A 19954-nucleotide genomic window follows, 5' to 3' on the forward strand; every position below is an offset into this window, starting at 1 on the left:
AGAAAGAGGGGTGCGCCGAGCGGCGCGAGAGGGGCCGGCGTCAGATGACGCGGCGGGCGGCGAGGACGACCCAGTCCTTGATCGGCGTGATTCGCACCGGCTTGCCGGTCCGGGGGGCCTCGATGACCAGACCCTCGCCGATGTACATGCCGACATGCTCCGGCCGGGCCGCGGTGCCACGGCTGAAGAGCAGATCACCGGGCTTGAGAGCTTCCAGTGAGACGGCCTTGCCTTCACCGACCTGCGTGTACGTGGTGCGGGTGAGGGTGATGCCGGCGTGTGCGTACGCCTGCTGCATCAGCGAGCTGCAGTCGCAGCGGGCCATGGCATCGGGGCCGTGGGCATTGGTGCAGGACCCGCCCCACTGGTACATCGTGCCGAGCTGCTGCATCGCCCAGACGATCGCCTTGCGGGCTCGCGGGTCGGTGCCCTTGGGGATCTTGTATCCCTTCGGCACGGCGCCCTCGGGGATCGGCCCGAAGGACGAGCCGTCGGCGGTGTCGCAGCCGGTCGCGGGGGCGGGCTTGTCGTCGGTCTTGCCGGTGTCCTTCTCCCCGGAGTCGGGGAAGGTGGCGGCAATCGCCTTCTGCAGCGCGGTCGCCAGCGGTTCCCACTGCGCGTAAGCGTCCGGGTAACCGGAGCGCTGCACCGCTTGGGCGGCCTGGGTGACGGTCATCTGCTGCCAGCCGTGGACCTTCAGCAGCGCCTTGTAGAACTGCTCGGAGGCGTAAACCGGATCGTGGATCTGTGCGGCTGTGCCCCAGCCCTGGCTGGGGCGCTGCTGGAAGAGTCCGAGAGAGTCACGGTCGCCGCCGCCGAGATTGCGCAGCCGGCTCTCCTGCATCGCGGTGGCCAGCGCCACGATCTGCCCGTGCTTGGGAATGCTGAGGCTGATGCCGGTGGCGACGATGGTCTGCGCGTTCGGGATCTGCTCACCGGGCAGGTCCAGACCCTCGACGTGCACCTTGGAGGCGTCCGCACCGTCGAGGATCTTGGTGACCTGATCGGTGATCTTGCTGGTGTCCACGTTGGAGAGGCAGTCGAGCGAAGAGGTGGTGCTCTGGGCGGCTTCGCTGGAGGTGGCCATCATCATGGCGCCACCGCCGAGGAGAAGAGGGGAGAGGAAGACGACGCCGATGCCGGCGGCGAGCCCCTTCAACCTGCGGTGCCCACGCGCAGATCACCGGTTTCGGGCAGGGGCGGGTAACAAGACGTCATGCAGGAGTCCTTCGGGGTGCAGTGTCCGGCATGCCGCGGCAGCGCAGGGAGTGGAAAGGGACCGCAGCGGGCCGGGGCGGGCGAATCAGAAGTAGCTGGCACAGGCGAGTAGCCGCTCGCCGTGCGCGGCCGACAGGTGAGCTAGGTGTGCGGGGGCAGGGGAAACCTCCACGAGACAGAGTGGGGAATGAGCCATCGGCGGTGTGTGCCGGGCGGTTCAAAAACAGTAGGCCCAGATCAGCCGTTGACCAAAAAGTCGGCGTGAGGTGCCGGAATCCGGCCCCTCAATAGCGCACTTCTTGGGCGTCGGCCGAATCGCGTCTACAGTTTTTGAACTCCCCTCGCCTTCCCCGGACTATGGCCACGGGCCTGTCTAGGCCCGATCTCCGGCCAACGGGGCTTGCCAACGCGAGGGCATTCCCACACGCACTGTCACCCGAATCGGGGTTCCTCTTTGTCTTTTTCCCTGCATCAGGGCGACGCTCTGAGCGTCCTGTCCAAGCTCCCGGACGACTGCGTCGACGCGGTCATCACCGACCCGCCCTACAACTCCGGCGGGCGCACGGCGAAGGAGCGCACCAGCCGCTCCGCGAAGCAAAAGTACACCTCCGCCGACGCCAAGCACACCCTGGCCGACTTCACCGGCGAGAACATGGACCAGCGCAGCTACGGATTCTGGCTGACGCAGATCATGACCGAGGCTCACCGCCTCACCAAGACCGGCGGCGCGGCGCTGCTGTTCACCGACTGGCGGCAGCTGCCCATCACGACGGACGCGATTCAGGCGGCCGGCTGGCTGTGGCGCGGCGTCCTGGCCTGGCACAAGCCCCAGGCCCGGCCCCAGAAGGGCCGTTTCACACAGAACTGCGAGTTCATCGTGTGGGCGTCGAAGGGTGCCATCGACGGCGCTCGCAACCCGGTCTACCTGCCGGGCATGTACTCCGCGTCCCAGCCGTCGGGCTCCCAGCGTCAGCACATCACGCAAAAGCCCGTTGAGGTGATGCGCGAGCTGGTCAAGATCAGCCCGCCAGATGGCACGGTCCTCGATTTCTGTGCCGGTTCCGGCTCCACCGGCGTGGCCGCTCTGCTCGAAGGGCGGGACTTCATCGGCGTGGAGAAGACCGAACACTACGCGTCCATCGCAGCCGACCGGCTGACGGAAACGATCCGCCAGACCCTCGGCCAGGACGACGTGCTCCTCACCGCCTGACGCCCCAGCACTGCCACATACGAATCCGTGTAAACCACCGTGTGCGGCTGATGCGCTACCGGGCTATGCCTTGCTACCGGGCTTTGCCTTTCCTTATTTCCGCGGCACCCAGGAGGTCGTTTCTCTCATGTCCGAATCCGTAGAACCCCCGGTTGACGGAGAACTTGAGCCGGTTCGCATCCCGGACGCCCAGTTGGAGGGGATCGAAGCCAGTGTCCGTCGGCTGATGGAACAGACCGCGGAGCAGGCCCGGCAGCTGGATCATCTCGCCTCCGCTCCGCCCCCGGGGGGTTCGCCGTTCGCGGCGTTCGGCATGCCCGGGTTCGGTGGACCGCCGGCACCAGCGGTGCCGGAGCCGCGGCCCATCTTGGAACTGGAGGGCGAGGCGTACGAGGACGAACTCGACGCCCTGTCGGACTGGGTCGACGACTTCCTTCTCCCGATCTACGGGGCGGAGGTCACCACGGCGGCGCCCTGGTGCTTGCAATGGCAGGAGCACAGCGACGTCGTGGCCTGGCTGCATGCCCTGTGGCTGGCCTACCAGCAGCACAAGGACCCCGAGTCGGGCCTGGCCGGCATGTTCGTGTGGCACCGCGACTTCCTCACCCACGCCATGGCAGCGATTCGCGCACCCGGTGGCCCCCTGTCCGCCTGCATGACCTCCCCGGAGCGTCCCGCGCACCGCCTCCTTCCCGGACCTCCGCCCTCGGACCGCGCGGAGAAGGAGTCCGCCGAGCCCCAGGGCCCGGGGCCCGGTGAGTACGGGCTGGCGTCATGAGCGAGGGGCAGGAGCCGGTCTTCGGCCTGAGTTTCGATCCCCGTGCCCTGACCGACCTGCTCCAGGAACCCTCCGACATCCGTGATCTCACCCTCGCCTACCTGCAGGAAGTGGTGAACGCCGAGCGCTTCGGGCTCCGCCTGACCGGCGATCTGGAGGGCTACCGCAAGCTGTTCGTGGACGCCCGTAAGGACTGGCGGGTCGTCTACGGCATCCGCCCGGCGCCCGAGTCATCGGCACACCGGCGGGAAATCCATGTGGTCGCTGTACGGCCGCGGGCAGGCAATGACGTGTACGACGAGGTCGGCCGCCGCCTGGGAATGTCGCGCCGACCGCTCAGCGCCCGAACCCACGCGGCACGCTCCCGTTCCCCGCAGCTGGCCACCCGCAGCCCCGTACCCAGGCCGGCGCCCCTGCCGTCCGCCATGCCGGGCCTGCCCCGCCCTGCGCAAAGGCCCTCCCCGCTTCATACCCGCTGACCACGAGGAACCGCCTATGACTCCTGATCCGGCGCTCCCGGTTGCCCGGCGCGCTGTGTCCCAACTCGACCCTCGCATCGAGGCAGCTACCGGTCATGACGTCGACACCCTGTGGGCCCACCGCGACCGCGGCATTCTCGACGAGCCGCACAGCGAGCTGGTCGACCGGCATCGGAAACTGGCCCAGGCCGAAACCGGCGTCACGTTCTACCGCACCCTGCTGCACCGGCTGTCCTCGGGGGAGTTTCCCGTCGATGCCGCCATGTTCGAGCGGATCGACCGCACCGTGGACCAGCTGAAGGAGGCCGCCGCAGCCCGTGATGCTGCCGAGCAGCGGGTGCTCGCCGTGCTGGAGCCGATCGAAGCCGCCGCCCGATCCGCCACCCCGAATCGCGGAGAGGCGCAGATCACTGCGGCTGATCAGGCAGCGCTGCTGGCCATCGCCGGCGGCGCCAAACTCTACGAGCATCTCCTGACCGGCCGGCTGTCGGTGACCACCGCCTCGGGCACCCGCGTCCCCTACGCCGAGCTTCAGCGACTCCAGTCCGCCGGCTTCGTCGCCCTCGATACCAGCCATCCCGTCCATGCCGGCCAGCCAGTCAGTCTGACCGACGGCGGCCGTGCCGCCCTGGCTGCCAGCCGCCGTGCGAAGCCGAGCAAGGCTTCGGTGCCGGCGGCGCGGCCGGGAGCGTGGCCGTCCGCTCCCGCACAGCGACGTTGACCCGAAAGACCACATGCCCACCCACAAACCATCCCCACCCGCCGACCGGGACCGGCCCCCTGCTCTGACCTTCCGGGTGGACGACCTTGACGCCGACGAGCAGATCAGCGCCGCCTTCTTCCGTCTCGTCGGCGTGAACGAAGACATGCTCGTCTCCCTCGCCGAGCACCACAGCGCTGATGCCGTCCGCAGCTTCTACGTCCTGTACGACGGCTCGGCAACCTTGGACCACCCGGGTGTGCCGCAATACGTCGCCCTCTACCTTCAACGAGACCACCAGGGACGGACGTTCACTTTCGAGCGGGCGACATTGCCTCTGCCTTCGATGGCCCAATCGTGGCTGATCCACCGGGGGTGTCCCCCCGAGTCCCTCGCACTCGACCCCGACCGGGGCACCACACCGGCCGACGAGGCGACGCGGGCCTTGGAGCAACGGCTCATGAGGGACGGGGACCACTACGCCCTCGGCTGGTCCTACACCCGGGACGACCCCGACGACTGGGTCACTCTCGCGGTATTGCGCGCCCTGGACGAGAGCGCCCCGTCCTCATTCCGCGTCGTGGTCGAGGAAGTCGATATCGACACGGGAACGCACACGCTTCGCGAGGGCGGCTTCGAAACGGTGGAAGAAGCCCTGCAATGGTGTGACGACCGCCTCAGCGGCGTGCGTAAGGCTCTGCCACCGGTCCGCCCGACGCCATCACTTTCCCGCCGTGCTCCCGTGCCGACCCCAGCGACTTCCCGGCCCTCGGGCCGTTCACGCTGAAGCCCCGTTTCCGGACGGCGCGGCGAAACATAGCCGATGATCGCCGGTTGGCCAAACCGGCGATTCTCCGGACTCTTATACGGCCGCCGGGACAACACCGGTTCGGCACTTCCCTCATTCCTTCCTTCCCGCCTGGAGGCTACTTCCGCATGCGCGCAACCCGAATAGCCGTATCCGCCGCAATCCTCGGCGCCCTCGCCCTGCCGATCGCGGCGGCGACCACAGCCACGGCCGCTCCGAGCAGCGCCCTGACCTCCCAGTCCTGCAACGACCCTGGTCCGTGGGTCATCGGCACCAAGGCCGTGACCATCCGCTCCAAGGCGTCGGCCAAGTCCACCCCCGTCGGCATCCTGTACCGCGGGCACAAGTTCACCGTCCACAAGACCAGCGGCCACTGGCGCTACATCACGGACCGAACCACCGGCGTGAAGGGCTGGGTATCCGCTACCTACGTCTACCGCGACGTCCCTATGTGCCTCGACTGAGACGCGTCCACCAGCAACTCGACTGCACCTCAGCGCTTTTGAGCGCTCGCTTCCCTCTCCCTTCGCGGCCGTTAGAGGACGCCTGTCCGTCCAAGAGGAGTCTCCTTTGTCCGACGCTCCACCCGATGCGATAGACGATGTCGTGGATGTGCTCACCGAACAGATCGAAGCCCGTTTCGGAATGAGCATGGATCACTTGAAGGCTGCCGTCGCCGCTGCGCCGACCGCCAACTCCAATGCCACCGACGTGGTCAAGTGGCACGGCCTTCTCCTCGAATCGCAGGCAGTGCTGGAACGCGCGGAGGACACCCTCGTGGCCGCGCTGGAGAGGCAGCCCAGTGAGGTCGACGATCCGACGATGGAGTTGGCCCATCGCGTCGACGCGGCCGTCACCGCCCGGGACGGGCGGGCGATGGTCGTGCGGTGGCTTCTCGACCTGAACGCCGTGGGCAAGCAGGGCCTGGCCGCCCGGCGGCTGGCCCGCTTGCGCGGGCGCCAGGGACCGGCCGTGCCCACTAGCCTTCCGCCGAGGCCAGCGACCACACCGCAGCCAGGAAGGAGCCTTGCGCGGTGAGCGTCCGGCTCAAGCCCAGCTCCGCGGACGACCGGCTGCACGAGGTCTTCGGCGTCCCGGTCCGCGGCCTGTACACGGCAGCGGTAAGTCCCGACGCCTCCCCGGCGCTGTCCCGGGCACTGGAACTGCGCTCCTTCCTGGCTCTCGCCGAGGAGCAGGTCGCCCGGGTCCGTGACCGCGTCCACGAGGCGATGGCCGCAGACCGTGACATGGACGAGCTGTCCGCCGAGGACCTGCGGATGGACGCGCAGTGGCTGGAGGCGGCGCTCGACGCCTGCGACGGCTACCGCGCCGCGCTGGATGACCTGCTGCGCACCATGCCCCCACCCGGGCAGCGCACCCGGGCCGTCCGCACCGCGCAGCCAACCCTCGCCACCGTCCTGCCTCCGACCGCCCCGGCGCCCAACGGTGCCGGGGCGGCCCGGGCCCGCCGACTGTGAAAGCTTCCGCTTGACCCACCCGACGTCCGCCGAGATCGCCGGACGGATCGAGGACCTCTACGGCGCCCCGCTCGCCGCCCTCGCCTCCCATGCTCAGGACCAGCCGCCTGGCATGCTCTCCGCGCTCCTCGGCCTGCACGACACGCTCGCCTTCACCGAGCGCAGCATCGCCTTCCATCGTGAGCGACTCGCTCAACTAGTTCACCCCGAGCGGCACATCAGCGCCCACGAAGTGCCGCACGTCCTCGACTGCGCCCGCCGGCTCGCGGAAGCGGTCGCCGTCCGGGATACCCAGGCGGTGACGGCGTCGGCGGTGCTGCACAGCCTGGTGCGCGTCGAGCCGCCCGAGCCGTCCCCGGCTTCGCCTTCCGCCGAAGTCGCCACGGCCCCTGCCGCTCCGGCAGTGAGCGCTGCACCGAGCCGCTGACCCTCACGCGTATCCGCCACTCTCACTGGAGCTTCTTCCTTGGCCCTCACCGGTCTGCCTCCCGACACCGATGCCGACGTCGCCCGGGTCACCGAGGCACTCGCCATGATCACTCCGCGCTGGAACGTACGGATCCTGCTCGCCCTCAGCGGGCAGCCGCTGCGCTACAGCGAACTCGCGGCCAAGGTGTCCTGGCTGCGCGACGGCCAGCTGCACCCCAAGCTGCGCCAGCTGTGTGATGCCGGCCTCGTCCAGCGCACTGAGCACACCTCGCGGCATGTCACCTACGGCCACACCGACCGTGCCGCAACGCTGCTGCCGGTTCTGCCGCTGATTGTCACCTGGGCCGAGCGGTATCTGGAGAAGTCCGACCAGCCGCTGCCCGCGATCGAGCAGGTCGAGGACAGTCTCACGCTCCTGACCCGGCGGCACGCCGCAGCGATCCTGTGGGTGCTCAAGATCCGGGGCGAGGCCAGCGGCCGGGCTCTGGCCCAGACGGTCATGCCCGGAAGTGACTGGACCAACATCTACCCACCGCTGCGGCAGCTCGTGGACGACGGTCTCGTTGGAACCGACGGGATCGGGCAGCCCTACCGTCTGTCCGCCGCCGGCGACGGTCTCGGTCCCGTCCTGTCCGCTCTGTCCGCCTGGTCCGCCGGCCAGCCCATCACCCGGGCCGGAGAGCACCCGGTCTGGGGGCGCCTCAACGCCGCACCTGAAGAGCGGATGTGGCTCAGCAGCCAGACACGGATGCCGGCCCCGACGACCGCGCCTGCACCGTACCCGACCGACCAGACGTCGCCGGTCTGGCAGCGCACAGCTCTGTTCTCCCACGCCACCCCGCCCCGCCCGCTGGCGGCACTTTCGACTGGAGGCCCGCGCCGATGACTACCTTCTTCCAGACCACCGGCCTCCGGCACGCCTGCACGATGCTGTCCACCCCCGGTCTGATCCGCTTGGTCTCCGAGATCGACGACAACGGCCCCATCCCACCGCGCAGCCTGACTCGCACCGTCCCCGACGTGCCCGTGGCCCAGCTGCGTCAGGCCGTCGAGCAGGCCCGCGCTCTCGGGCTGGTTTGCCACCGTCCTGGTGTCGGCCTCAGCCTGACACCGTCCGGATCGGGCCTGGCCGACGTCTACGACGGGATGGCCCGCTGGGCTCGCAGCCGCAGTCTCCCGGCCCCGGTGTGCGACTTCACCAGCCGTGTTCAGCACACCCTCTCGCTCCTTGCTGTGCCTATCGCTCTGACTGCGCAGGAAGCCACCGAGGAGTTCGAAGGCGCTCCGGCTACCGAGGCCGGTGAGCAGCAGGCCGGTCCGCGTGACCTTCTTACCCAGTGGCTGCGCGAGAACCCGCAGCTTCTCCAGGGCGCCGAGCCCGTGCTGGCCGCGTGAGCGCTGGCAGAGCCCGGCACGCCCGCCGCCCTTCCTTTTTTCGCAGCGTCTACCTGCCCCGATCGGCTGACGGCGCCGCGTTTGCGATGACCACCTACGGCATCCCGCTCATCGTGGTCGCGACGACAAGGTCGGCGACCCTGACGGGCGTCGCGTTCGCGCTGGAGTGGCTGCCGCGCCTGGTGGCGTTCACGGTGGCCGGCTCACTCGTCGACCGCCACGGCATCACCCGCATCTTCCGTACAGCGTGTGTCGGCAGGGCTCTTGTCGTCCTGCTGGCCGCGCTCCTGCTGGCGGCACCTGACTTCGGGGTGCCGGCGGCGGTGACGGTGATGGCGCTCGCACCGGTGAGCGGCTTCCTCACCGAGTGCAGCTACATCGCTGCGGAGACAGCCGGCGGCGAGGCGAGCCGAACAGTCGGGGACCAGGCGCACCGGGTGCAGTCCGTTTTGCTGGCCATCGACCAGACCACCATGCTGGCCGGGCCCCTGGTCTCAGGACTGCTGCTGGAGTACGGCGGACCGGCTCTCATGCTCAGCACACTTGCCGCGCTCTCCCTGCTCGCCGCCACCTTGCTTCCCGGCAAGTCGGCCATGCCGAGTCGTGACGCGCAGGGCAAGAGCGGTGTGAGGGCCGGTTGGGGCACTCTGCGTGCCCGTCCCGCCCTGGCCTGGCTGGTGGGCGGCCTGCTCGTCTCCAATACGGCCATCGCCCTGCTACAGGCTGCGATGCCGGTGATCGTGGTCACCGAGCTGGGGCGCTCCAGTGCCGATGCGGGACTCATCTGGTCCGCCGCCGCTGTCGCTTCTCTGCTGGCCATCGCTTGCGCGCGTCGGGCAATCGACCGGTGGGGGCTGTGGCCGGTCGGCGCCACCGCTGCCGCCATCGCCGCCGGAGCCACCCTCGCCGTCGCCCAGGCCGACACCTACCGGGGATACGTCCTGCTGATGGCCCTGCTGATGGCCGGCGAAGGCGGCCTCACCGTCGTCCTGCGCACCCTGCGCTCACACCTCATCCCGCCCGAGGTGTTCGGCAGCACCCTGAGCCTGACGATCCTCCTGCTCCTGGTGCCCTTCCCCCTCGCCGGTCTGCTGGTCGCGGCCATCCCGCCCGGCCAGATCGGTCACGCCGTCACCGTCACCGCGCTCCTGCAGGCCCTCGGTCTCTTCACTGCCTTCGCCCGGCTGCGCACCCTGCGCACCGCGCCTGCTTGAGCCCTTGCCCCGAAAGGAATCGACGCCCCCGCATGCCCTCCACTGTGCAGGTCGGATTGCCCGGCCTCGACTTTCCGCACCGGGACGGACCCACGATCACCGAACAGTTCCATGCCTTCGACGCCCAGCACCCGTGGATCTACCGGGCTCTTGAACGGCTCGTCGAGGAGCGTCTTGCTGGCGGAGCCGAGCGTGTCGGGATGAAGGCGCTGTTCGAGGCTCTTCGCTGGCGCCGGCCGCATGGGGTCCAGGGCCTGAACAACAACTACACCGCCTTGTACGCCAGGCGGTTGCTTGCCGCCCACCCGGAGTGGGCGTCCGTGATCGAGGTTCGCCGCCGGCGCAGCCCGTAGAGCCCCTCGGCCACCTGTCCATTTCTGATCTTTGAGGAGTTCGTTCTTGTCCGACCGTCCTGTCGTCCTGGTTGTCGCAGCCGCCGACATGGAAGCCGAGGCATACCGCGGCTACTGCCTTGAGTCCGTGGCTGCCGCCTACGACGTCGTCCTGATCACCGGCGAGGAACCGTCGTGGGAGGTGCCGTACATCCGGGACTGCGTGGTCGCCGATCCGACTGATCAGGCGGCGCTGTCCGCTGCCGGCCGCGCCCTGGCCGAACGCTACGACCTTGCAGGCGTGTTCACGTGGACCGAGTGGTACCTCGTGCCCGTGGCTCGCCTCGCGCGCCAGCTCGGCCTGCCCACCACCGCCCCGGAGGCCATGCAGGCGTGCCGCAACAAGGCCATCTCACGCACCCTGTTCGCCCGGCACGGCGTCCCGTCGGCCGCCTCGGCGAGCGTCCGCACCCTTCAGGAGGCCCGGGGCGCGGCCGAGCGGATCGGCTATCCGGTCGTGCTGAAACCGGCCGCGCACGCCGCAAGCATGGGCGTCATCCGCGCCGAGAACCCCGAACAGCTCACGTCCGCATTCGAGTTCGCGGACAAGGCCGCCGGTCTGGGGCGGGAGAGCACCAGCGTGCTGGTCGAGGAGTATCTCGACGGGCCCGAGGTGTCGGTCGAGTGCGTCACCCACCGCGGTGAGACCACCGTGGTCGCCCTCACCCACAAGACCGTCAGCGACCCGCCGTACTTCGAAGAACTGGCCCACTGTGTCGACGCCGCCGATCCTCTGATCCACGTGGTCGCCCCGGCGGCACGAGCCGCGATCCACGCCCTGGGGATCACCGACGGCATCGCCCATGTCGAGATGCGCCTGGTCGACGGGCGCCCCCGGCTGGTCGAGGTCAACGGCAGGATCGCCGGCGACATGATCGGCCACCTGGTCCAACTGGCCACCGGCATCGACCTGCCGCGCGCCGCCGCCGACATCGCCTGCGACCGTGCACCGGACCTCACCCCCACCCGCTCCTCGGCCGCCGCGATCCAGCTCATCTACCCGGAAACCTCCGGCATTCTGCGCCGCCTCGACTTCGACGGGCCGCACCCGCCGTGGCTGGAGCGCGTCCACTTCCAGAGCCACGTCGGCGACCAGCTTCTCCTCCCGGCCGATGGCGGCGACATGTTCACCGCCCGCATTGGCTACCTGATCACCACCGCGCCCACCGCCGACCTCGCCCAGGCCCGCGCCGAGCAGGCCGCCCGTAGTCTCCGCATCGACGTCACACCCCACGCGGCCGGCGCTACGGTCGTGGGCGGTCGGGCTGCATGAGCCGTACCGCCGCCTCCGCCCGCCGCAGCCGGGGGCTGCTGACCGGTTACTTCCTGGGCCTGGGCATGGTGATGGCTGTGTGGGGCGCCCGGATGCCAGCCGTCCAGCAGGCCGCCCACCTCAGCACCGCCCAGCTGTCCCTCGTCCTGCTCGCTGCTGCTCTCGGGATGGTTGCCGGCCTGTGCAGCGGCGGCCGGCTGGCCCGGCCTGAACGGCTCTGCCTCCTCTTGATCTTGGGAGCCGTCGGCCTGGCCGGGACACTCGCTGTCCTGGGCCAGTGCCGCACGCTGTCCTCGCTGCTCGCGGCGGCGCTCGCCTTCGGAATCGCACATGGCGTCCTGGACGTCGCAGCGAACTCCGCGGCGGTGCGCTGCCAGAACGCTTATGGCCGGCCCATCATGTCCTCCCTGCACGCCGCCTACTCGCTCGGAGCGCTCGGCGCCGCGGCCCTGGCCGCCGCCACCGCCCGCATCAGCCACAGCACTCTGTTCCTGGTGACTAGCCTGGCGCTGACCGCCGCTGTACTCGCTGCCGGCCCAAGCACCCTGGCCCTGCACGGCACCGATCAACCGCTGAAGCCCAACAACGCCGACTCCGGCGCTGCCCAGGCGGCACTGCCGCCCACGAGGCTGTGGCTGCTGGGTGCACTGGCAGCCGCAAGTCTGCTGGGGGAGGGGGCGGCAGCCGACTGGGCCGCCGTGCACATGCATAGCCTGCACGCCACCACGGCCGTCGCAGCGGGCGCGTTCGCCCTCTACAGCGCGGCCATGGCCCTGGGACGGCTGAGCGGCGACCGGCTCACCGCCACCTTCGGCGCGCCTGCCGTGGTCCGTGCCGGCGCGGTGCTCGCCGCCGCCGGGCTGGCCACCGGCGTCCTGGCCGACAGCGTGCCCGCAGCCCTGGTCGGCTGGACGGTCTTCGGACTCGGCCTGTCCACCACCGTCCCGTCCCTGATCACCGCGGCCGGGACCGGCGGACCGAAGGCCGTGGCCACAGTCTCCGTCACCGGCTACCTCGGCCTGCTGGCCGGCCCCGCACTCATCGGCGCCCTCGCCAGCACCACCACCTTGCCCACGGCCCTGCTGCTGCCCGCCCTCCTCGCAGCCGCCATCGCCTTCCTCGCCCACCGCGCCCTGGAGAACACCACCCCTTGACCCCTCCCACCGGCCTCGACGCCGTGATCCTCGACTACAACGGCGTCATCGGCCTGCAGCCCACCCGCAGCCAGTGGCTTCGCCTCGCCCGCATCGCGTCCTGGCCCGAAGACGACCTCACCGGATTCCAGCGCGCCTTCTGGAGCGCCCGCGAACCCTACGACGCCGGCCAGCTCAGCGACATGGCGTACTGGGCCCGAGTCCTCGGCTCCCACCCCGGACCCAGGCTGCTGCGCGAACTCCTCGCCGCGGACACGGACATGTGGACCGCCACCGACGAGCGCGTACTGTCCGTCCTTCGCCGCGTCCACCGGACGGGGCTGCCGATGGTGCTCTTGTCCAACGCACCCCGCCACCTCAGCGACGTGCTCGACACCCACGACTGGCAGCAGCTGATGACCCAGGCCCTGTACTCGGCCCGGCTTCAGGTGTGCAAGCCGGACCCGGCCGCCTACCACCACGCCCTTGCGGCCACCGGCGCAGGCAACCCGCAGCACGTGCTGTTCGTAGACGACCGTGCCGACAACTGCCATGCCGCTCGCAACCTGGGGCTGACCGAGCTCCACTACACCGGCCGGCCCGCCGACCTTGAAGCGGCACTGCTGCCCACCGCGTGACCCGCCCCTACCTCACCGTCCCAGGATCCTGTGCAACCCCACGACGACACCATCGACGGGGACGTCTACGTCTCCCCGCGCTACCTCGCCCGCGCCACCGCGATCGGCGATCCCGGCCTCGACCCGCTGCGCAACCTCGGCTGGGACCTTCACCACGACGACCTGGGCAACGCCTACCTGACCGCGCCCGACCGCAAGGTCCGCCTCGGCTACCTTCCCGAGGGCGAGGATGACGGCCTGTGGCGCATCAACGCCTACAAAGACCCCTTCGGCCCCCCTGTCTGGGGCGTGTGCTTCAACGACTCCTGTCCGACGGAGTTCGTCACCGCCTTCACCACCGCGCTCGCCGAGGCGTACCAGCAGGGACCGGACAGCTACTTGGCCAGGCCCGTCTCCGGGAGCAAGGACCATGACCCCTTCCTCGCGGTCGCACCACTGATCAACCGGGGCTGGCTCATCGACCGGCCCCGCTGGGGCGTCTTCGCCGTCCAGTCACCCGACAAACTGGCCGGGCTCGAATACACCACCGGCGACCTCGACCCGGAAACCGAGCTGACCACGCGAGAGGCACGCTGGCAGCTGTGGGCCGGCACCTCGATCGACCGGCCTTACTGGTACGCCACCGCCACCACGGACACCCCCGTCGCCCTGCTCAAGGCCGTCACCGAGTGCGTCTCCGACCCTGCCCCGCTGCCACGCTGGCGGGAGGACACCTACAGCTACGTCAAAGCCAAGGCGCAGGTCACCTCGATCATTCCGCCGGGGCCGCCGGCTCCGACCCCGCTCGACGTCCAGCGTGCCGTCGGCCGTAGGCCGACCGCCCGGCCCGCTGCCAGCGTCCCGCGCTGGAGCACCACCAGCCGACCCGCGCTGACCGGGCCGCGCCGCTGACATTCCCGGGAGACCCACGTGGCTATGCACGCCCGCGAGTTCTTCGCCGAACTCGAGTTGCCCTTTGCCGACAGTGCCGTTGTCGGCGACGTCTACTACGCCACCCCCGTACCCGGTGGCCCGCTGCGGCTGCGGATCGATTTCAGCCCCACCCAATGGGCCAACGAGTACGCCGGCCTCCGCCTCGCCACCCTCCACCAGGACCGAGGCGAACTCGATGTCACCGTCCTACGGTTCGCCGATCACAAGACCTTCGATCACCGCGACTCCACGCGCGGCCTTCAGCCGCACAACTCGGGCTACGGCACGTTCAAGGAGTTCAAGGACCGCCCCGACTGGGTGCCGTGGGAAGGCGCCCACACCAACGGCCTGCGCGATGCGATCGAGCAGTACAGCGCGGTGTGGTTCCCCGGCACCTGGCCCGCACCCGTACCCAGCCGAGCCGCGGGGCGAACAGCACAGCTGGTCCCGTCTCCGCCAGCCCAACGTAGGGCTGCGCGCGCCCGCTGACCATCACAACCCACAGGCAGGACCCTTTTCTGTTGCTTGACCCCTTCGAAGACCTCGATCGCGATCAGACGGTGCGAGTACTGCCCCGCCATCTGGCGGGTCCCGGCTCGGCCGATCTTCGTGCCATCTGGCCCTTCCCCTTCGACGACGACTGGTCCCTGCACCAGCCTTCCGTGGAGGAAGGGGCGGTCGCGTGCAGCCCGTGCCTTCGGCTCCGTACCGGCTGTGTCCCCGACCCCGACAGGCGGGGCGGCATGCAGTGGATCACCGCCGCACACCGCGACCCGTTCGGCGCGGCCACCTGGCAGATCACCTTCGATGGCACCACGCCGGTCGAGCTGCTAGGCGACGTGCACAGCGAACTACTCGACCTGTACCTCGAAGACCGACACAGCGACAGAGATCATCTGTTCCAGTCCCAGACGTCAGCGCAGGAGGCGTACGTCCCGCTGCTCGCACGCGGCTGGAGGCACACGGTCAAGACCGACGGCACCCAGATCTTCCTCGCCCCAGACACCCTTGGCGGGGTGCAGCATCAGTACGACCGGACCCTCAGCTCCCGCCTCGCGCCGGCCTGGCGAGTCTGGGGCGGTCAGCCGGACGAACCCCACTGGAGCGTGCAGTTCTCCCCATCGACGCCCACCACCCTGGTCGCAGCCTTCACCGCCTCCCTGCTTTCCACCGAGCCGGTAGAGCGCACCGTGAAGGACATCCCCTTCTTCACGCGCCACCACGTCTCCATAGCGGCGGCCACAACGGCCAAGCCACCCAAGCCGTTTACGCCGGTCCCCACGCCGCCCCTGAGGCCGGCCATGAGCCGAACCCGCTGACATGCCAGTACCACCACCAAGGAGCCCCTCTTCGTGCACGCCCGTATCGTCCGCGGCGCCCTCCGATCCACTGCTATCGCCGCCGCGTTGACCGGCACCCTTACCTGGGCACCGACAGCGACCGCACAGCCCGCCCAGCCGACGCCCTCCACCACCGCCCTCACCGAGAGCGAGACCCCGGCACCCGATGCCGGAAGCGTCACGCTCACCACGAAGGATCCGGCCGGAGACGTTCTCCAAGGCGCCTCGTACCTGCTTCTCGACGCCACCGGCCAGGAGGCCGGGCACGGCACGACCGACGCACAGGGAACGCTGACCTTTCCCGGCCTCGCCCCGGGCGTCTACCGGCTGAAGGAGACCGCCGCCGGCAGCCCCCTACACGACGTCGTCGCCGACCAGGACGTGATCGTCACGCCCGGAGGCACCACCCGCCTGGCTATCGTCGCCCCGTTCAAGCCCGCCCACGTCCTGCTCCAGGCCAGCGACGACAAGTCCGGCAAGCTCCTGTCCGGCGCCACCGTGAACATCGGCAGCGGCGACACGACCCTGCTCACCCTCACCACCGGGCCCAAGGGAACGGCCACCGGCGACCTGCCCGTGAGCAGCCGGAAGGCCGAGTTCTGGATCAAGGAGACCAAGGCTCCCGCCGGATACGACCTATACACGCGCACCAAGACCTTCACCGCAGGCCCCGGCGCCCCGGTCACCGTGACCGTCACCAACTCCAAGCGTTCGACCTCGCCGAATCCCACACCCACCAAGAAGCCCACCCACACCCCGTCCACACCGGGGGACAAGCCCACCATCGGAACCTCCGGCGGATCCGGGCCCAGCCCGACGACCTCTGACACATCCGACAGCGCCCCTTCGGCCGCCCCCGTGCAGGACACGACCGATGATGCATCGCCCACGGCCCCGGTCGGCTCCCTGGCCCACACCGGCGCCGACGCCAGCCCGTGGCTCCTGGGCGGCGCTGGACTCCTTGTCGCCGGCGGCATCGCCGCCGTCATTGCCGCTCGGCGCCGAGCCAGGACCGAAAGGGACGAGACCCCTGCCGACAACTGACCCCAGCTGAGCACAGCGCCCATTTGCCCCCGGCACCCTCGCGGACCGGGGGCTGTCGGCTGTTCAGCCCATCGTCAGGTCATGCACAGCCCGGACATGAACAGAGCCTCGGTCCCAAATGATCAAGGAAGTACGGGCGACGACGGCGTCCAGGTACACGAGGCGGACGCCGGTCTCGGCCGCTGCCTTCGCCGCGCCGCACGGGGTGACAGGGCAACTGGGACTCGTCGTAGTGGACGCTCGCGCCGGAGAAAGCCCTCCGATCGCGAAGCTGCCACCAAGCGGTCTCACCCTGCCCACCCTGCCCTGCCCGCGTCGCGCGGCCGACGCCGCCGCCAGTCCGGCCGGGTCAGCATCATGAGACCCATGGACGAGACGCGCGCCCAGCTCACTGAGGACGAGGTGAACGACCTCCTCGACGACAACCGCGACGCTGGATGGGAGGACGACGAAGCCTACGACTGGGATCGGTGACCTACGCGCAGGTCACCGGCCGGCATGCGACCACCGAGCGCCGGGCGGGGGCTGTCACACTCCCCGCCCGGCGCCCGGAGTGCGCGGAGGGCCAGCGGCTGCGTTCCCGGGCAGGCTGCCGATGGCCCGGTCTCTTGCGGTCCAGTTCGCTTCAGCCAGCGGCACGGAGCCGTTCGAGGAGTTCGTCCACGTCCGCCGTGTGCGCGTGGGGGGACAGCGCTGGCTCCAGGTCGCGGACCATCGTGACGCACCGAGGTGCGTTGATGCGGTTGGCCAGGTCAAGGGAACGGGTGGCGGTCTCGGCGGCGATCTCCACTTCGCCGTCGCGGAGGTAGGTCTCGGCCTGGTAGGTGAGGAACACCGCGCGGGTTTTGGAGCGGGTGGCCGGGAGCAGGGCGATGCCCTCGTCCATGAGCTGATGCGCCCGTCGCCGCTGGCCGAGTTCGGCAAGGCACCTGCCGCTGTCGGCTGCCAGGTCGGCCGTCCCCATCCAGGAGCACCAGGCGGGTGCCGGATCGTAGGACGGGGCGTGAAGTGCCTTCTCCGCGGCGGTCAGCGCCTGGCGGCACAGGCCATGTTCGTCGAGGGCGGCGAGGGCGCGGGCGTGCCGGAGGTGGAGGAGGGAGCGTGCGGCTGGGTGCTGGGTGCGGGGTATGGCGTGTTCGAGGATGTTCGCCGCGGTGCGGGCGTCCTTGAGCCACAGGGTCTGGTAGGCGAGGTCGGACAGGAGGCCCGCGCCGAGGTCGCGTTGGCCGGCGGCGTGGGCGTTGTGGAGGGCGGCGTGCCAGAAGCGGCCGGCCGCGGCGTGGCGGCGTTCGTCGAACTTCTGCCAGGCGATCGCCTGGCAGAGGGTGGCCGCCAGGGTGTGCAGGCGCTGTTCGACGGGGCGGGTGTAGCGGCCTTTGCTGATGATCTCGGTGACTGTTCTCAGGTGCTCGGCCAGTAACCGTGCGGTGCGCTGGCGTCGTTGGGTGGCGAGGCGGATCAGCTCGGCGCCGGCACTCTCCAGCCAGTCGACCAGTTCGGTGTCGACGTCGCCGCGCGGCGTGACCTGCGGGAGCTGGCCCGGTTCGGTGATTGCCCATTGGTGGGCGAGTGCGGTCAGGGCGCCGCTGGTGTAGGCAAGGAAGGACCGGCGGTCCAGGGAGGTCATCAGGGCCTCTCGCAGTGAGGGGGCGGCGTTGTGCGGGCCGAGCGGCAGCGGCTTGTCCTGGCCCGGGAGCCAGTTGGGCCAGCCGAGATGGGCGACGGCCGCGTAGTCGATGCCGAGGACCTCGGCGATCAGCGGCTGGGATTCGTCTTCGTCGGGGGTGGCCCGGCCGGTCTCCCACTTGGAGATGCGCGATCCGCGGGTGCCGTAGCGCAGACCGCGGCGCGCGGCGGCGCGCCGGATGCGGCGGGCCAGTTCCTCCTGCGACCATCCGCGCTCGATCCGGGCGTAGGCGAGCGGGTGGCGGATCTCGTCGTCCACCCGCCCATTGCACCACCGGCGGCCGGGCCCGGGGAGCTGTTCGCCAGGAGCGGGGATAGGGCGGGGATAGGGCTTGGTCCTAGGCACCACGCCCGGCAGGCGCTGTACTCGTCTGGTCTCGCCCGGCGCCCGTGCGACCGGGTGAAAGCACGGTGACGACTGTGTTCCTCACCGCCTCGTCCCGCCCGTCGGGCTGCACCGCACCCGCCCGCTCTACGAGGGCCGAGCAGGTCCTTCGTCCCTGCGGGACATCCATCGCTGTCGACGCACAGGGAGGGGGCCGCCATGTCGTACGACCACTGACGCCCGAGGTACCGGGCGGGCCTGCAGCGTGCGGGCCCGCCCCGCTCCGAAAGGATGTGCGATGCCGTCTGTGACCGACCGCTACAACCCGTTGGACGCGCAGATCCTGAACGACCCTTACCCGGTCCTGGCCGAACTGCGGGCGAGCGAGCCGGTGTTCTGGCACCAGGCCATGGACTCCTGGGCACTGACCCGGTACGCGGACTGCGTGCGGGTGCTGCGCGACCACGACACCTTCGCCCGCGACCCGCGGCGAACCGGGGGCACTGTGCCCGAGCCGTCCTTGAGCGTGCAGACGCTCGACCCGCCGCAGCAGAGCCGCGTCCGCTCGCTGTTCATGGCGGCGCTACGGGCCCAGGACCTTGGCCTCGTCGAGGGCCGCGCCCGACACCTGCTACGGGGGCGGCTCGATGCGCTGGCCGGTGCCGGGCCGTTCGACGTGGTCTCGCAGATCGCGGTGCCGCTGTCCGTGGCGGTCGTGGCGGACCTGCTCGGGGTCGAGCCCCCGCCGTACGCCGAGTTCGCCGCTGTCTCGGACGCCATCATGCGGAGCATGGACGGCGGGCTCGACCCGTCACTTGTGGAGCCGGGGCGGATCGCCCGTCAGCGGCTGAGCGACCTGGTCGACTCCTGGTTCACGGCTTCCTCCCGGCCCGGCCTGCTGGCCCGGGTGAGGGCCGCGGAACCCGGGGTGGACGCGCTCGCCCGGCTGTGCGTGAAGAACACGGCGCGGGTGATGTTCCAGGGCGGCTACAGCACGATGGCGGCCGCCGTCGGCAACGCGGTGGCCGTCCTCCTCGCCCGTCCCGCGGCCCTTGAGCGGATGCGCGATGCGGCGCTGCTGGCCACCGGTGTGGACGAACTGGTGCGCTTCGACGGGCCGGTGCAGGGCACCACCCGCGTGGCGGTCCGCCCGTGCCGGATCGGCGCGGTCGAGGTCGCTGCGGGCCAGAAGGTGGTGGCGCTGTTCGCCGCCGCCAACCGCGACCCGGACGCCTTCCAGGGGGCCGACCAGTTGGTGCTGGACCGTTCCCCGAACCGGCACCTCGGCTACGGGTGGGGTCCGCACTCCTGCATCGGCACGACCGTCGCCCAGGCGGGCCTGCGCGCCCTGGTCACCGCCCTCGCCGCTCACCCGGCCCGGCTTGTTGCCGCCGGCGAGGGCGTGCGGCGCCGCACCGCGACTATGCGGGCGTATCAGACGCTGCCCGCGCTCCTTCGCCTCTGAAACCCCCTCGGGGGCGTCCTTTCACCCGCGTCAGGAG

General features: G+C 70.2%; 23 protein-coding genes and 1 pseudogene. 21 read left to right on the top strand and 3 right to left on the bottom strand.

All coding sequences use genetic code 11. The features are described 5' to 3' along the window. Positions 1 to 40: 40 nt before the first annotated feature. Positions 41 to 1159, bottom strand: coding sequence for a C40 family peptidase (locus ABT288_RS12520; RefSeq protein ID WP_351605809.1), 1119 nt, complete (start codon positions 1157 to 1159; stop codon positions 41 to 43). 513 nt (positions 1160 to 1672) lie between these two features. On the opposite strand from ABT288_RS12520, the gene ABT288_RS12525 reads away from it, so the two are divergent. The 20 genes from ABT288_RS12525 (at position 1673) to ABT288_RS12620 (ending at position 16441) form a co-directional block, all read left to right on the top strand. After that, entirely contained in the window at positions 1673 to 2428 is a 756-nt protein-coding gene (locus ABT288_RS12525; RefSeq protein WP_351605811.1) for a DNA-methyltransferase, read from the top strand. Positions 2429 to 2654: 226 nt separating this feature from the next. Continuing rightward, positions 2655 to 3206 carry a DUF4913 domain-containing protein gene (locus ABT288_RS12530; protein WP_351605814.1) on the top strand — a complete coding sequence of 184 codons (552 nt, stop codon included), beginning with the start codon at positions 2655 to 2657 and terminating at the stop codon, positions 3204 to 3206. After that, entirely contained in the window at positions 3203 to 3685 is a 483-nt protein-coding gene (locus ABT288_RS12535; protein WP_351605817.1) for a hypothetical protein, read from the top strand. The genes ABT288_RS12530 and ABT288_RS12535 overlap by 4 nt, the downstream gene beginning before the upstream one ends. Positions 3686 to 3701: 16 nt before the next feature. After that, on the top strand, positions 3702 to 4406 hold the full coding sequence (locus tag ABT288_RS12540; protein WP_351605819.1) for a hypothetical protein: 705 nt from the start codon (positions 3702 to 3704) through the stop codon (positions 4404 to 4406). A 76-nt stretch (positions 4407 to 4482) separates the two neighbouring features. Then, a complete protein-coding gene (locus tag ABT288_RS12545) occupies positions 4483 to 5172 on the top strand; it encodes a hypothetical protein (protein WP_351605822.1) in 690 nt (229 codons plus the stop codon). Positions 5173 to 5321: 149 nt separating this feature from the next. Continuing rightward, entirely contained in the window at positions 5322 to 5657 is a 336-nt protein-coding gene (locus ABT288_RS12550) for an SH3 domain-containing protein (RefSeq protein ID WP_351605824.1), read from the top strand. A gap of 106 nt (positions 5658 to 5763) precedes the next feature. Beyond that, positions 5764 to 6231 (top strand): hypothetical protein, encoded by a 468-nt coding sequence (locus tag ABT288_RS12555; RefSeq protein ID WP_502972744.1) that lies wholly within the window; start codon positions 5764 to 5766, stop codon positions 6229 to 6231. Then, complete coding sequence (locus ABT288_RS12560; protein WP_351605827.1) at positions 6228 to 6671, top strand: hypothetical protein; 444 nt, start codon at positions 6228 to 6230, stop codon at positions 6669 to 6671. The genes ABT288_RS12555 and ABT288_RS12560 overlap by 4 nt, the downstream gene beginning before the upstream one ends. A gap of 10 nt (positions 6672 to 6681) precedes the next feature. Next, positions 6682 to 7098 (top strand): hypothetical protein, encoded by a 417-nt coding sequence (locus tag ABT288_RS12565; protein WP_351605829.1) that lies wholly within the window; start codon positions 6682 to 6684, stop codon positions 7096 to 7098. Between the two features lie 39 nt (positions 7099 to 7137). Then, positions 7138 to 7986, top strand: a complete 849-nt coding sequence (locus ABT288_RS12570; protein ID WP_351605832.1) for a winged helix-turn-helix transcriptional regulator — start codon at positions 7138 to 7140, stop codon at positions 7984 to 7986. Continuing rightward, positions 7983 to 8495, top strand: a complete 513-nt coding sequence (locus tag ABT288_RS12575; RefSeq protein WP_351605834.1) for a hypothetical protein — start codon at positions 7983 to 7985, stop codon at positions 8493 to 8495. The genes ABT288_RS12570 and ABT288_RS12575 overlap by 4 nt, the downstream gene beginning before the upstream one ends. A gap of 86 nt (positions 8496 to 8581) precedes the next feature. Beyond that, a complete protein-coding gene (locus tag ABT288_RS12580; RefSeq protein WP_351605836.1) occupies positions 8582 to 9709 on the top strand; it encodes an MFS transporter in 1128 nt (375 codons plus the stop codon). 32 nt (positions 9710 to 9741) lie between these two features. Beyond that, positions 9742 to 10062, top strand: coding sequence for a hypothetical protein (locus tag ABT288_RS12585; protein WP_351605839.1), 321 nt, complete (start codon positions 9742 to 9744; stop codon positions 10060 to 10062). A gap of 88 nt (positions 10063 to 10150) precedes the next feature. After that, the gene (locus ABT288_RS12590) at positions 10151 to 11374 is read left to right on the top strand and encodes an ATP-grasp domain-containing protein (RefSeq protein ID WP_351605952.1); all 1224 of its coding nucleotides are present in this window, start codon (positions 10151 to 10153) and stop codon (positions 11372 to 11374) included. Further along, the gene (locus ABT288_RS12595; protein WP_351605842.1) at positions 11371 to 12528 is read left to right on the top strand and encodes an MFS transporter; all 1158 of its coding nucleotides are present in this window, start codon (positions 11371 to 11373) and stop codon (positions 12526 to 12528) included. The genes ABT288_RS12590 and ABT288_RS12595 overlap by 4 nt, the downstream gene beginning before the upstream one ends. Next, positions 12525 to 13145 (top strand): HAD family hydrolase, encoded by a 621-nt coding sequence (locus ABT288_RS12600; RefSeq protein WP_351605844.1) that lies wholly within the window; start codon positions 12525 to 12527, stop codon positions 13143 to 13145. Before ABT288_RS12595 ends, ABT288_RS12600 begins: the two co-directional genes overlap by 4 nt. 30 nt (positions 13146 to 13175) lie before the next feature. Further along, on the top strand, positions 13176 to 14036 hold the full coding sequence (locus ABT288_RS12605) for an SPDY domain-containing protein (protein ID WP_351605847.1): 861 nt from the start codon (positions 13176 to 13178) through the stop codon (positions 14034 to 14036). A gap of 24 nt (positions 14037 to 14060) precedes the next feature. After that, on the top strand, positions 14061 to 14546 hold the full coding sequence (locus tag ABT288_RS12610) for a hypothetical protein (protein ID WP_351605955.1): 486 nt from the start codon (positions 14061 to 14063) through the stop codon (positions 14544 to 14546). 71 nt (positions 14547 to 14617) lie between these two features. After that, entirely contained in the window at positions 14618 to 15376 is a 759-nt protein-coding gene (locus ABT288_RS12615) for an SPDY domain-containing protein (RefSeq protein WP_351605850.1), read from the top strand. Between the two features lie 33 nt (positions 15377 to 15409). Further along, complete coding sequence (locus tag ABT288_RS12620; RefSeq protein WP_351605852.1) at positions 15410 to 16441, top strand: MSCRAMM family protein; 1032 nt, start codon at positions 15410 to 15412, stop codon at positions 16439 to 16441. A gap of 66 nt (positions 16442 to 16507) precedes the next feature. Here the strand turns inward: ABT288_RS12620 and ABT288_RS12625 are convergent. After that, a pseudogene (locus tag ABT288_RS12625) lies at positions 16508 to 16694 on the bottom strand (dTDP-4-dehydrorhamnose reductase); the annotation flags it as partial. 372 nt (positions 16695 to 17066) lie between these two features. After that, positions 17067 to 18386, bottom strand: coding sequence for a helix-turn-helix domain-containing protein (locus ABT288_RS12630; RefSeq protein ID WP_351605855.1), 1320 nt, complete (start codon positions 18384 to 18386; stop codon positions 17067 to 17069). A gap of 364 nt (positions 18387 to 18750) precedes the next feature. Here ABT288_RS12630 and ABT288_RS12635 point away from each other — a divergent pair, with 364 nt between their 5' ends. After that, positions 18751 to 19917: a cytochrome P450 gene (locus ABT288_RS12635; protein ID WP_351605858.1), complete on the top strand. Its 1167-nt coding sequence runs from the start codon at positions 18751 to 18753 to the stop codon at positions 19915 to 19917. Positions 19918 to 19954 lie beyond the last annotated feature (37 nt).

This window comes from Streptomyces sp. NPDC001093 (assembly GCF_040298985.1).
Lineage (GTDB): Bacteria > Actinomycetota > Actinomycetes > Streptomycetales > Streptomycetaceae > Streptomyces.

Excerpts from the sequence above, each read along its gene's own strand:
- ABT288_RS12540 (WP_351605819.1), top strand. The coding sequence starts at position 3,702 with ATGACTCCTGATCCGGCGCTCCCGGTTGCCCGGCGCGCTGTGTCCCAA.
- ABT288_RS12610 (WP_351605955.1), top strand. The coding sequence starts at position 14,061 with ATGCACGCCCGCGAGTTCTTCGCCGAACTCGAGTTGCCCTTTGCCGAC.
- ABT288_RS12535 (WP_351605817.1), top strand. The coding sequence starts at position 3,203 with ATGAGCGAGGGGCAGGAGCCGGTCTTCGGCCTGAGTTTCGATCCCCGT.
- ABT288_RS12590 (WP_351605952.1), top strand. The coding sequence starts at position 10,151 with ATGGAAGCCGAGGCATACCGCGGCTACTGCCTTGAGTCCGTGGCTGCC.
- ABT288_RS12585 (WP_351605839.1), top strand. The coding sequence starts at position 9,742 with ATGCCCTCCACTGTGCAGGTCGGATTGCCCGGCCTCGACTTTCCGCAC.
- ABT288_RS12530 (WP_351605814.1), top strand. The coding sequence starts at position 2,655 with ATGGAACAGACCGCGGAGCAGGCCCGGCAGCTGGATCATCTCGCCTCC.
- ABT288_RS12550 (WP_351605824.1), top strand. The coding sequence starts at position 5,322 with ATGCGCGCAACCCGAATAGCCGTATCCGCCGCAATCCTCGGCGCCCTC.
- ABT288_RS12580 (WP_351605836.1), top strand. The coding sequence starts at position 8,582 with ATGACCACCTACGGCATCCCGCTCATCGTGGTCGCGACGACAAGGTCG.
- ABT288_RS12595 (WP_351605842.1), top strand. The coding sequence starts at position 11,371 with ATGAGCCGTACCGCCGCCTCCGCCCGCCGCAGCCGGGGGCTGCTGACC.
- ABT288_RS12575 (WP_351605834.1), top strand. The coding sequence starts at position 7,983 with ATGACTACCTTCTTCCAGACCACCGGCCTCCGGCACGCCTGCACGATG.
- ABT288_RS12635 (WP_351605858.1), top strand. The coding sequence starts at position 18,751 with ATGCCGTCTGTGACCGACCGCTACAACCCGTTGGACGCGCAGATCCTG.